This is a genomic window from Microcoleus sp. EPA2 (assembly GCA_020882975.1).
GTDB lineage: Bacteria > Cyanobacteriota > Cyanobacteriia > Cyanobacteriales > Microcoleaceae > Microcoleus.
The window spans coordinates 98,318-110,094 of the sequence record JAHRFD010000021.1 but is presented as its reverse complement, the minus strand read 5'-3'; the positions used below and the strand labels follow the sequence as shown (position 1 = coordinate 110,094).

The following is an 11,777-nucleotide window of genomic DNA, read 5'->3' as shown; positions in this document are numbered from 1 at the left end:
CTCGACGCAAAAAGTCTTCAAAATTAGTTGTTTAATCTCCTCTCTTTTGATTTTTTGAGCAATAACTTGCCTTCTGTTGAAAGGCAGCTACTTTTAGATGCGATCGTTTTTTAGTCTAAACTCCAGTTACAAATATGAGTTCTTGTGGATAGAGCTTTTTTCACAATTTCACCGCAGCTAGAGCATTCAGAGCTGGTATATGCTGGGTTGACAGCCACCGTAACTCTCTCAAATAGTTGACCAAAATATTCAAGCCAGACACGGAACTGATACCAAGAAGCGTCGTTAATCGACTTAGCTAGACATTGATTTTTTACCATATTTTTAATTTTCATGAATGGCTGCCGATCGCCATCTGGAATAATTTCGCGCCTCTTCAGAGTAAAAAAAATCATAAACTCGCACTGATTTATCCGCCTCATACTAAACAGTTAAGGACATTTAAGGGAATCTAATTCTGAACCATTTCCCCAAAGGAGTGTTTATTTAAGTAGGTTTATCCTAGCTCAAAGATTGAATTAAAATTGCAATCAAAAGGTCAATTGAAACTATTTAGAAATATTTGCGGTGAGCAGAGTTACGATTAAAAACATTAACATTCAATCTCCCCTTCTGCTTGAGATCTGAGATTTTTAAATTGAGAATTCTCCCCTTCGGATGGTTAGTGAGCCTGGGTGTTGCCATCCATCAGCAGCTAGACCACATTTCTGGCTTCTCAAGCGCTGGTGGGAGAAGGTAAATTATTATTGGATATAGAAAAATCTACAGGGATGATGGGAGTGGTTGTCCCGTTAGGCTTGCCAGAAGCAGGGTCTGGTTGGTAGAGTTGGATGCGATCGCGCCCAAGTCTTTTTGCTTGGTAGAGGGCTTGATCCGAGGCGGCAATCAAAATTTCCGCTCCCGCTTCCGATGCCGGAACCATACTTGCTACGCCCAAACTGACGGTGACGTACTGGCTCACCTGGGAACCAGCGTGAGGAAGCTTTAGGGCTGCGATTTTAATCCTGATGTGTTCGGCGACTTTGACAGCGCCTTGAATGTGGGTATTGGGCAAAATAACGGCAAATTCTTCGCCACCATAGCGAGCCACTAAATCGGCGGGGCGATCGACTGCATGGCTAATGGCACCAGCTACTTGTCGCAAACATTCGTCTCCCCCTGGATGACCATAGGTGTCGTTATAACTTTTAAAAGAATCAATATCACACAGAATTAGGGACAGCGGCGTCTGTTCCCGCGAGTGTCTGCGCCACTCCACTTCCAGATATTGATCGAATCGGCGGCGGTTTGCTAGCTGGGTGAGGGCGTCCAAAGTGGCTAAGCGTTCTAATTTTTGGTTGGCCTCTTGCAATTGCTGATAAAGTTCTGCTTGCTTGATGGCGATCGCCAACTGGGCCGCCAGAGAAGACAGTAACTCGACTTCCAACTGCATCCACTGTCGGGGGCTGCACTGGTGGGCCATCAGCAGCCCCCACAAATCATCCCCTTGCACCAGTGGTACGACTAGATAAGCTCTGACATCAAATTGTGCGAGCAAATCAATTTGATATTGTGGTAAATCGGCGGCGCAGATATCGGCGATTGGTCGGATCGCCCGATGTTGGTACGCTTCCAAATAAAACTCGTCAAAACAAAAATTTTCCAGGGTTTCCCCCAGCATCGGCTGGCAGTTAGGAGCTACAGATTCCACTGTCACCGCCCCCGTTGCCGGGGTGGCGCAGGCATTGCCGGTACAGGGATTAAACCGGACGATCATCACTCGATCGGCCTGCAAAAACTGGCGCACTTCGTTGACAGTCGTATGCAGCACTTCGTCCAAATCCAAAGACTGGCGAATGTGCTGAGTAATTGTTGCCATCAACAGTTCCCGTTCGTTCTGCTGTCGCAGCGCTGCTTCTGCCCGCTTGTACTCCGTGATATCTTGAGCAGTACCAAAAATTTGTTTGGGTTGGCCCTCGGTGGTGCGCGCAAAAACTTGGTCCCGACACCGAAACCAGCGCCATTGGCCCGATCGATGTTGAAGCCGATACTCCAATTCCAAAATGCTGCCATCCTGGGCTGAGGGAAATTGTTCTAGGTGCTCTTGCAGTGTCCGCAAATCCTCTGGGTAAACGAGACAGAAACAGAAAGCGGTTTCCATCTCTAAAATTTCTTGGGGAGTGTAGCCCAGCAATTTCAATGCCTGACCGTTGACGTAAACGTTGCGCTGTTCGGTCAGGTCATAGATATATAGTAAATAAGGTGCCACGTCAGCAATCTGCTGGATGAAGTGCTGGCTCGATCGCAATTCTTCCTCCACCCGCTGACGTACTTTCACTTCTTCCAAAGCCTGATCCCGCATCGCCCGATAACCTTGAATCCGATGAGTGAGCTCCGTGACGTCCTGAATCACCAACAGGGCGTAGAACGATTGGGAATTTGTTGGTGGCCATGTCAGTGAAGCCAGAGGGGACGGAGAGTTATCTAACAAAACATTGTTTCCAGTGGCTTGGAGTTCGATCGTACCTTCTGCTTCCCACTCAACATTTGGGACAACCAACTTTCCCATCTCCAATTCTGCGATGCCATCCTCTTGGGCCGGCACAGCCGTCACAGTAGTTTGCTGGATGCGCTGCTGGCCGTCTTGCCAAGTTGCCGGAATCAGGTGTTTGTGAATTTGAGAAGAAAAAATTGTTGGTGGGCCTCCTGCAAAGATTTGCTGAAAGCGAGTTGCGTACTTTAGCTGGTTTAAATGAGGAAAATGCGTCGTAATTTTTGTACCCAACATTTGACTCCGGGGAATTTTCGTCCACTCTTCCAAACAGGTATTCCAAAACAGAACCACAAAATCATCTCGCAGCAGGCAAGCACCGACTGGTACGCTGTCGAGAACCCCAAACTTTTGCTCAATAGTTTTGCTCTCCTGGCTCATAGACCCCCGGCAAGTTGATTGATAGCAGCCAACAAGGTATCAAAAGAACTGACATTGAAAATGAGGATAATATCTCCTTCAATGTGAAGCTTTTCAATAATGAAACGAGTCTGGGCCAATAAAACTACTGTATCAGCGGCCAAGCCGCCAGATACTAGCAAAGTGGCGATCGTCCCTTCGGTGTAATTGGGAATTGAGTAGTTCAAGCGCTGCTGAAGTACATTGCTGATAGCACCCATAACCCCGTTGATTACAATATTTCCCACTTCACTTAGCGTACCAATTTTCACCGAATCTAGGTCGTGAGTTCCGGCTTCTTCCCCTGTTAGCATCGTCACGAGGGTGGCGGCGCTGTTGGTAGGAAATACTAGCTGAGCAATACCTCCAAAAGAGCCTGTGAATTTTAGCTGCACGGCGGCGATTTGCTCGCCGTTGAGGTGTTGCTCTAACTGTACTTGTACATCGTTGGGAGTCAGGATTTGGAGGTAGGGGATTTGCAAGCGAATGGGGGAGTCAATCATGTCGTTCAAGATCCCTGCTGCTTGACCAATCCCGATGTTGACGAGTTCCTGCAAAGCATCGAGCTGTCGAGCGGTCAATTTCATGGGGCGCTCTCCTCGCTGGCACTGAGAGCTTTTTTGATCCACCCAACCAGTTCGTCGGAGTTGGGCATTTTGTGAATAACTGCCATGGCTCCTAGTTCCATGCACTCGGAGCGGGTGGTTGATTGAATATCTGCGGTAATTACGATCACAGGAACTTTAATTCCTTTCTCCCGCATAGCTTGCAAGACTTCCCTACCTTCCATGTCTGGCATGAGGAGATCCAAAAGCATACAGTTTGGGGTCTGAGTATCTAGCAGTTCCAGAGCTTCTGGGCCACTCGATGCTTCCCAAGTCTCGTATCCTTCTGCTCGCAGGATTTTGCAGATTACCCTGCGAGTCAACCACGAATCTTCGACAACGAGAATTGATGTCACTACGTTTTCCTCCTTCAATTGTTGATGACTAACCAGCTTGGCAGGTACTGCTTTTATTTTGACAGTATTTTATGCAGGGGCGTCGCGATCGCGAGGCCCCTGCATAGCTCAAAAACTCTCTCTACATTAGTAGACCAGGCAGGCTAACAGGAATAAATATATCCATCATATAGTGAGGGGTTCTCCACCCATCGAGCTATTGGGAAGCTTAGGCGTTGAGATTTGAGAACCGGATGACTGCCGGCTCTGTTCTTGATATTTATCCCTGTATTACGATCGCGGTTTAGACTAAAACCACATCTACAATTATCTTGCTTAATTTGACAATCTCCCGAATTCCCTAGGCTAAATTCGGGAGATTCTTAAGAATCCAAATACAAATTCTCTGGTTCCTATAGCAATGCTGAACCCATCCTCAGTAAAGTTTAACCACTTTCTAGCAAAGGACAGGGCAAACATTCCCAAATTGCGGTATTTACCTAATTGTGCTGTGCAAACCTTGTTTTATGACTCCCAGTTTTAGGTAGCGGCAATATTATCAAACAAATAACAAAAAACCCGGTTTCTTGATGAAGCCCGGTTTACACGATGTATGTTGCTGCTGAAAGCTTGGGTTAACTATAGCTGACCAACCGTTTGCGAAGAGCTTCTACTCGTCGTTTTGCCGTCGCATTTTCTGGCTCGTATTTTAGGACTTCTTCGTACATTTCTAAAGCTTGAGATTCTAATTTCTTACGCTCGTAGGAGTGACCCAAATTGTTGATCGATGTGACGTAGGCTGGCTGCAACTTAATGGCTTCTTTGTAATAACGGATTGCTATATCGTACTGTTCTTGACCGAAGTGTGCAAAACCGAGAGCGTTATAAATTATGGCTGCATTTTCTGCACCTTCTAAATCTTCCGATTTCAGGGCTTTTTGAAATAGCAATATCGCCTGGGAATAAAGACTTTTGTCTAGATAAATACTGCCCAATTGGTAGTATTCCTGGGCAGTTCCCTTCTCTTTCGTGAGCTTTGTCTCTAAGCGTTCCAGGGACATTTCCCGCTTGCGAGTTTTGAATATCTGGCTGACTATAAACCAGGAAGCACTACCTAGTATGAGTAGCAAGACTGACAAGTAAATAATGAGTAAATTGCTATCCATGCTTTTAAAATTTGGTTGGTATTTGGATTTTTTTATGTATTTGAATGCAATGAAAATCCTGGATATTTGCCTGATAACTTTTACTAAAACCTAGAAATGGCTGACCCTGTTACCCAGGAGCGCACTCTCAAAAAGCAACAAGCTAGAAGTAAGAACAAAGAAGGAAAAGCGGTCTCAATCTCCTAGATTTATCTAAGAAGTTTTCCTTCTCTGGCAGATAACTACATCCTTCTTAGTTCTTATTTCTTCCTTTAGAAAACTATTCAAGCTTTCACGATGCGGCTGACTTGGCCAGTTCCACGACTTTGCCAAATGTTGCGGGGTCAAGGATTGCCATTTGTGCCAACATTTTGCGATTGATTTCAATGTTTGCTTTCTTCATATTGCCGATGAGTTTGCTATAACTCATGCCGTGCAAGCGAGATGCTGCATTGATCCGAGCAATCCACAGGCGGCGGAAGTCGCGTTTGCGTTTTTTGCGATCGCGATAACCGTTACGCAGGGCCTGCATCACCCGTTGGTTAGCTGTGCGGAACTGTTTCGACTGTGCGCCTCGGAATCCCTTGGCTATTTTGAGAATTTTTTTGCGGCGCGCTCTAGCGACATTACCGCGTTTTACCCGTGTCATCTTTGATTACCGTTAAACTTTACAAGTATGGAAGCATTAACCGCACGTTATCGTCGTTGGTCTCGTCGATGACGACCAATTTAGACAAGCGGCTTTTGCGGGCTGAACTTTTGTGAGAGAGCAAGTGGCTTTTGTAAGCTTTGCGGCGCACAATTTTACCGCTGCCGGTTGCTCTAAAGCGCTTTGCGGCTGCTTTGCGAGTTTTGAGTTTTGGCATGGACTGGTGTTATTTGGACACAAGCTATAACCGTATCACGTTTGTGGTACTTTCTGCAAGCTGAATTTGTGGCGATATGTCAGGATGGGCGATCGGTAGGCTATTCTTGACAGATCCTGATTATCGCCATCGTTGTATCGATCGGCTGATTGAGATTATCTTTGATATTGATGACGACAAAGGTTCAATGAGATTTTTCATTCCATGAGACTGTTTATTACTGAACTTGGCGCTGCTGGCGATACAAGCGAAGGGCGTAAACTCCGGCGGCAGTTGACTGCAATTGTTTAATTACCGCTGCCATTTCGATCGGCAAATCTGCCATTTTTGATACCATAACCGGATGTTCCGGTGGTAGCAAAACCGGAGCTGCTAGCGCTGCAAAAGTTATGTCTGCTGCGGATATTGTATCGCCCACTAAATAGGTTTTGCCGCCTGCTAATCTTCGATCGACAATCTCAAAGATTTCTTGGATTCCTTGCAGCGCCTTGGCTGCGGTATCTACTGTTATGTTGTAGCGTTGCCGTACTGTGCTGCTAAGGAACGGAAAGATTATTTCAAACCCAAGACGCTCAAGTTGAGGCGTACCGCTGCACCAACCAGTTCGCATTGTTTCGCGATCGCCCGATCGATAAAAATATCCCCAATTGCGAGTATCTGCTCCCAGTCTAGCATCAAATAACTCTTCAAGTTCTTCGACTTCTCGGCGCAATTCAGGCTCTTTTGGGTACAAACCTTGGCTTTCTGGATTGAGAGTATCGAGGTAATGCAAAATATCTGTTGAATCAATAAAGTTCCCAGATTTGGCAACTAAAATGGGAACGCTGCTTCCTCCGTGTTTGCGGGTAGCCCAGAGGTGAAAAGCTGGTACGTGTCTTTCTTCTATGTAGGGGATTTTTAGTAAATCCAGGGCCCACCGCACTTTTTCGCAGTAGTGACTGATGGGGATGGTGATGAGGCGGACAACTTCGGTATTGGCAATGGTTGAATGATGATTCATTGAAGTCATTTAGTTGTGTAAATGTTGGCAGTTTTTGGGCTTTGGTATTATTTGTGATGCGGAAAATTAAAGGACTGAAGTGCTTAATGTAAACAGTATTTGGGGTGAAAATTTATCGATTTATTGCTGTGCAAAATATGCTTGAGAAAGAGGCATAGGAATCGGCACTGGTTTGCGAGTTGATAGTTCAATAAAACAACCAGATTGTTGGGCGATCGCAGCGACTTTACCAGCTACAATTATCTCAGCTTCCATCGCCCACTTTATTGATTTCATTTTACTCATCCAAATTTTACCAGTTGGTCGATCGAAAATATTAATCGGCTGCTTGTATTCAATTGCTGTTTTCACCAGCATCGGAGCTACACCGTTTTCCAGCATTTTTTGTACGGGAAAATAAGCAGCCGCAAGTGCGATGCGCAAGTCTTCCAACCAGCGGATATAAACAATATTGCTGACAATTCCCGCAAAGTCGATGTCGTAAGTTTGTACAGGAAAGCTTAATTCTATTTCCAAAGGTCTTTTCTGTTCGCTGGATGCTTGCATTTTGGGTACTCTCAGTCTATTTTTAATGATTGAAAAACTGCCTCGCTTGGGGAATAAAATTGGAGGCAGAGCCTAGTAACGAGTAGAAATTGCACTCTTAAGACCGAACGGTCTGTTGGAGACCAAAAAAATTATCCGGTTCTAAATTAGACTGTCGAGATATCCGTGCAAGTGAGTAACTACTCTGTTGACGTGAATTGCATCTCCGTAAAGTTTGCTCATCATCACGGCTCCTTCCAGCGTTGAAATCACAATAGTTGCGACTGCATCAGCTTCCACGTTTTCTCGCACCTCGCCTTTAGCAATTCCTTTGTTAATAATTTTGCAAATCAAAGCGCGCCAACCATCCATTGCTATTTGCACCCGCTGACGCAAAGCTGGATGTGCGTCATCGCTTTCGACTGCTGTATTTAACAGGGGACAACCGCCGGGAATTGGAGGATTTTCGGCAAATGTGCTAAATAAAGATATAACAGCTTTTAGCCGATCGACCGAATTGTGTTTTCCTTTCAAGGCTGTGAGATATTGTTTCCGCATACATTCAGCAGCAAAGTCAAAAGCTTGCAACGCTAACTCATCTTTGCTCTTGAAATGGTTGTAAATTCCTCCTTTTTGCAAGCCTGTAACGCGCATAATGTCAGACATAGAAGAACCGGAGTAGCCGTACTGGTTGAACAGTGCTGCGGCTTCCCTGAGAATTTTTTCTCTGGTTTCTTGAGCTTTTGACATTTTGGTTGTTCGCGCTAACCGACTTATCGGTCTTTTTTAGAGAATAGCAGAGCGCACTGTGAATTGCAAGGGGCGATCGGCAATTAATTTAAAGCCGACAACAAATAACAAATTTAACAAATTAAACAAAAAAAATAGGCTAGCCATATTTCACAGCGCCTATCTCAATCAATTTATAAGGGTTCCCCGCAACGCCGTCTTACCTCAGCTTTTGACCTGGTATTTTACCAGGTGGGCACCGTTGGCTCGGACTTAAAGTTTCTGGGTACAAGCCCAGTTTACTGCTGTCCAAACATCTTGATTCCCGAAAGTTAAGAGTTATAGATCAAAAAAACATTATTGGCAGTCACCAACGTCGCAGTAGAACCTGTATTTAATATATACCCACTAACTCGATTTTGGCAACTCTTCCATCGATCTAATTTGCATTCCAGATAGATTCAATGGTTTGAGCGATCGCCTCTGCTGGCGATCGCCCACGATCCAACGCTTCCTCATCCAGCAAAACAGTAACGTGACCCAGTTTGCGGCCCGGACGCGATACTTTCTTACCATACCAATGCACAAAAGCACCCTCGATTTGTGCCAGTTGTTTTCGTTTTTCTAAATAGTCGGACTCAGCCGATTCATAGCCGAGTAAATTTACCATCACAGCACCAGCAGAGATTAAATCGCAATTGCCTAAAGGCAGTTGACAAACTGCACGCAAATGTTGTTCAAATTGTGAAGTTTTGCAAGCATCGATGGTAAAGTGTCCCGAATTGTGCGTGCGCGGTGCAATTTCATTTACCAATAGTTGATTGTCGGCGGTTAAAAATAGTTCAATGCCGAATACGCCCACAGCTTGTAAACTATTGAGGAGAGTACGGGCGATCGCCTCAGCTTCGGCTTCAATCTCCAAACTAATCCGGGCAGGTGCGATCGCCAGACGACAAACCTGATTTTCCTGTTGAGTTTCCACGATCGGGTAAATTGCCATTTCACCGTTGGCAGAGCGAGCTGCAATTACAGCCAACTCGCGCTCGAAAGGCACAAACTCTTCCACCAACAAAGCCACACCTTTTAGCTTAACACAAATTGAGTCAAAACTTTCCCGATCTTTCACAACAAAAGTACCTTGACCATCATAACCGTGGCGGCGAACTTTGATAACAAACGGAAAGTCAATCGGCAAATCCTGGCCACAATCCCATTCCCAAAACCTCGGAGTTGGCAAACCCAAATCTTGCAAATAACAGCGCTGGACGTACTTATCCAACAAAGGAGCAAGGGACGACAAACTAGGCTGAAATAAAACACCTTTACCTTCTATAGTCTGCAAACCATCCAAATCCACAAACTCATTTTCAAAGGTAATAACATCAGAGCGAGTGGCCAATTCAGCAGTAGCATTCACATCATCAATTGCCGCCAAAATAGTATCAGCAGCAATCACAGTTGCCGGGTCATTAGCCTGGGGAGTTTGCACCACCAATTCAATACCCAGCCTCCTAGCAGCAGCCCCCATCATCCAAGCTAGTTGACCCCCGCCGACAACACCCACCCGTTGAATTTTAGAAGACGGATTAGCAGCGGTTTGACTTGATTTCATCTGAGTAATTTTCATTGTGTTAACCTAACTATTTTATACCAAAAAGTACCGCTATTAATATCCTGTAGGGGCGGGCGATGCCCTGAGCGTAGTCGAAGGGTTCACCAACAATATATAACAAGTACCAAAAATCGGAATAAACCCACCCCCACCCCGCGCGAGAGTCTGCGATCGATCTGGGTGCAAGATGTAAGTTGAAATCAGTCCAGGACTGATTGATTAATTACAGAATTAATCAACCAGCAACAAGTTAAATAAAAGTATTGATTTAAGGAATAACCGCAGAATGCTGGAGCTGCGAAAGCATCTAATTCAGTCCTGGAAGCACAGCATCTACATATAGCGTTTTGTAGGGGCAATCCCACCCCCGGTTGCCCCTATCCCTACGATTGTTACAAAAAGATCTAATCATGGCACTGGTTGGTCCATGGTCAAACAGCAGCCAATCCCGGACGATCGAGAAAAGTGCCACATCTAGCAATTCCCTAGCGCCAAGCATGGCATAATTGAGAGCACTGCAAAAAGCAGATAGATAAGTACCAACACTGCAAAGTGGCCATTCAGGCAAAAAAATTATAGGTGAGGATGCTGTGAAAGTTTTGGTTGTGGGGAACGGAGGTCGCGAACACGCGATCGCAAAAAAACTGCTCGAATCAACGCGGATTAAACAAGTCTTCTGCGTACCAGGCAACGGCGGCACAGCTACCACCAACGGCTGCCAAAATTTGTCACTCAACATCGACGACTTCCAAGGCATGGAACGCTTTGTGATGGTCAACAACATCGGCCTTGTCATCGTCGGGCCCGAATTGCCCCTATCACTAGGCATCGTTGACTACTTCCAACAGAAAAAACTCATGGTTTTCGGTCCTACCAAAGCCGGAGCCCAAATTGAATCGAGCAAATCCTGGGCGAAGGAATTAATGCTCGAAGCAGGAATCCCAACACCCAAAGCAGCCGTATTTACCAACCCAGAAGCAGCCAAAGCATACGTTGTTGAACAAGGAACCCCGATCGTCATCAAAGCAGACGGACTGGCATCAGGCAAAGGAGTCACCGTTGCCACCACTGTCAAAATGGCTCACACCGCCATCAACACCATTTTTCGCGGCGAATTTGGCACCGACAACATCCGAGTCGTAGTCGAAGAATACATAACAGGTCAAGAAGTATCGATTCTCGCCCTCACCGACGGCATTACAGTAGAACCCCTGGTCCCCGCCCAAGACCACAAAGCCATCGGGGAAGGTGACAAGGGAGCCAACACCGGGGGCATGGGAGCCTACGCACCAGCACCGATTGTCACCCCAGAGCTCATGGACAGGATTCAAACAGAAATTTTGGAACCCACCCTCACAGCTTTGCAAAAACGCAAAATCGACTATCGGGGCGTACTCTACGCAGGTTTAATGATTACACCCGAAGGAGAACCAAAAGTCTTAGAATTCAACTGCCGCTTTGGAGATCCCGAAACCCAAGCCGTGTTGTCTCTACTGGAAACCCCCCTGGAAGACTTGCTGCTAGCCTGTTGCCAACAGCGTTTAGGAGATTTTTCGGACATTCGCTGGAAGTCCGGGGCTTCGGTTTGCGTCGTTTTAGCCTCTGGGGGTTATCCTGGAAATTTCCAAAAAGGCAAAACTATTACAGGGATTGAGGAAGCCGAAGCCAAAGGTGCAGAAGTCTTTCATGCTGGCACTCAGTTGAAGCAGCAGCAGTTAGTCAGCGACGGTGGTCGGGTTTTGGGTGTCACTGCTGTGGGAGAAACTTTGGAACAAGCTATTGCTAAAGCTTACGAGGCGGTAGATTGTATTCAGTTTGAAGGAGTCTACTGTCGGCGCGACATCGGCCGTCGAGCTTTGGCAGACAAAAATTAGGAATTTCGACATCGGCCACTTGCGGGAAGTCAAGCAATCTCAAAGTAGAAGTGTCACAATAAATTTGGGTTCTTTTCAGTGGCGGCAGTGTACTCATTCAGTGTACAAAAGCTGAGGGAAAGCCACTTTATTTAATTCTACTTTAAAATTTTAACTG

General features: G+C 45.9%; 11 protein-coding genes, 1 other RNA gene and 1 pseudogene. 1 reads left to right on the top strand and 12 read right to left on the bottom strand.

Annotation, left to right across the window (positions count from 1 at the left end):
- Nucleotides 1-128: 128 nt before the first annotated feature.
- The 12 genes and pseudogenes from AAFP14_RS18295 to AAFP14_RS18240 form a co-directional block, all read right to left on the bottom strand.
- A pseudogene (locus AAFP14_RS18295) lies at nt 129-335 on the bottom strand (zinc ribbon domain-containing protein); the annotation flags it as partial.
- Nucleotides 336-715: 380 nt separating this feature from the next.
- Entirely contained in the window at nt 716-2,911 is a 2,196-nt protein-coding gene (locus AAFP14_RS18290) for a sensor domain-containing diguanylate cyclase (protein WP_341733657.1), read from the bottom strand.
- Nucleotides 2,908-3,516 carry a chemotaxis protein CheC gene (locus AAFP14_RS18285; protein WP_341733656.1) on the bottom strand — a complete coding sequence of 203 codons (609 nt, stop codon included), beginning with the start codon at nt 3,514-3,516 and terminating at the stop codon, nt 2,908-2,910. Before AAFP14_RS18285 ends, AAFP14_RS18290 begins: the two co-directional genes overlap by 4 nt.
- Nucleotides 3,513-3,890 carry a response regulator gene (locus AAFP14_RS18280; protein ID WP_341733655.1) on the bottom strand — a complete coding sequence of 126 codons (378 nt, stop codon included), beginning with the start codon at nt 3,888-3,890 and terminating at the stop codon, nt 3,513-3,515. Before AAFP14_RS18280 ends, AAFP14_RS18285 begins: the two co-directional genes overlap by 4 nt.
- A 614-nt stretch (nt 3,891-4,504) precedes the next feature.
- Entirely contained in the window at nt 4,505-5,035 is a 531-nt protein-coding gene (locus tag AAFP14_RS18275; protein WP_341733654.1) for a tetratricopeptide repeat protein, read from the bottom strand.
- 271 nt (nt 5,036-5,306) lie between these two features.
- Nucleotides 5,307-5,663, bottom strand: a complete 357-nt coding sequence (rplT, locus tag AAFP14_RS18270; protein ID WP_341733653.1) for a 50S ribosomal protein L20 — start codon at nt 5,661-5,663, stop codon at nt 5,307-5,309.
- Between the two features lie 19 nt (nt 5,664-5,682).
- Complete coding sequence (gene rpmI, locus AAFP14_RS18265; protein WP_340520190.1) at nt 5,683-5,880, bottom strand: 50S ribosomal protein L35; 198 nt, start codon at nt 5,878-5,880, stop codon at nt 5,683-5,685.
- Between the two features lie 217 nt (nt 5,881-6,097).
- Nucleotides 6,098-6,880 carry a glutathione S-transferase family protein gene (locus tag AAFP14_RS18260; protein WP_341733652.1) on the bottom strand — a complete coding sequence of 261 codons (783 nt, stop codon included), beginning with the start codon at nt 6,878-6,880 and terminating at the stop codon, nt 6,098-6,100.
- A gap of 120 nt (nt 6,881-7,000) precedes the next feature.
- On the bottom strand, nt 7,001-7,426 hold the full coding sequence (locus AAFP14_RS18255) for an acyl-CoA thioesterase (RefSeq protein ID WP_341733651.1): 426 nt from the start codon (nt 7,424-7,426) through the stop codon (nt 7,001-7,003).
- Between the two features lie 141 nt (nt 7,427-7,567).
- Nucleotides 7,568-8,155 (bottom strand): TetR/AcrR family transcriptional regulator, encoded by a 588-nt coding sequence (locus tag AAFP14_RS18250; protein ID WP_341733650.1) that lies wholly within the window; start codon nt 8,153-8,155, stop codon nt 7,568-7,570.
- Nucleotides 8,156-8,334: 179 nt separating this feature from the next.
- A non-coding RNA gene (ssrS, locus tag AAFP14_RS18245) (6S RNA) lies at nt 8,335-8,522 on the bottom strand.
- A 51-nt stretch (nt 8,523-8,573) separates the two neighbouring features.
- Entirely contained in the window at nt 8,574-9,746 is a 1,173-nt protein-coding gene (locus tag AAFP14_RS18240; protein ID WP_341733649.1) for a 5-(carboxyamino)imidazole ribonucleotide synthase, read from the bottom strand.
- Nucleotides 9,747-10,336: 590 nt separating this feature from the next.
- On the opposite strand from AAFP14_RS18240, the gene purD reads away from it, so the two are divergent.
- Nucleotides 10,337-11,620: a phosphoribosylamine--glycine ligase gene (purD, locus tag AAFP14_RS18235; protein ID WP_341733648.1), complete on the top strand. Its 1,284-nt coding sequence runs from the start codon at nt 10,337-10,339 to the stop codon at nt 11,618-11,620.
- Nucleotides 11,621-11,777 lie beyond the last annotated feature (157 nt).

Excerpts from the sequence above, each read along its gene's own strand:
- AAFP14_RS18290 (WP_341733657.1), bottom strand. The coding sequence starts at position 2,911 with ATGAGCCAGGAGAGCAAAACTATTGAGCAAAAGTTTGGGGTTCTCGAC.
- AAFP14_RS18285 (WP_341733656.1), bottom strand. The coding sequence starts at position 3,516 with ATGAAATTGACCGCTCGACAGCTCGATGCTTTGCAGGAACTCGTCAAC.
- AAFP14_RS18275 (WP_341733654.1), bottom strand. The coding sequence starts at position 5,035 with ATGGATAGCAATTTACTCATTATTTACTTGTCAGTCTTGCTACTCATA.
- rplT (WP_341733653.1), bottom strand. The coding sequence starts at position 5,663 with ATGACACGGGTAAAACGCGGTAATGTCGCTAGAGCGCGCCGCAAAAAA.
- rpmI (WP_340520190.1), bottom strand. The coding sequence starts at position 5,880 with ATGCCAAAACTCAAAACTCGCAAAGCAGCCGCAAAGCGCTTTAGAGCA.
- AAFP14_RS18260 (WP_341733652.1), bottom strand. The coding sequence starts at position 6,880 with ATGAATCATCATTCAACCATTGCCAATACCGAAGTTGTCCGCCTCATC.
- AAFP14_RS18255 (WP_341733651.1), bottom strand. The coding sequence starts at position 7,426 with ATGCAAGCATCCAGCGAACAGAAAAGACCTTTGGAAATAGAATTAAGC.
- AAFP14_RS18250 (WP_341733650.1), bottom strand. The coding sequence starts at position 8,155 with ATGTCAAAAGCTCAAGAAACCAGAGAAAAAATTCTCAGGGAAGCCGCA.
- AAFP14_RS18240 (WP_341733649.1), bottom strand. The coding sequence starts at position 9,746 with ATGAAATCAAGTCAAACCGCTGCTAATCCGTCTTCTAAAATTCAACGG.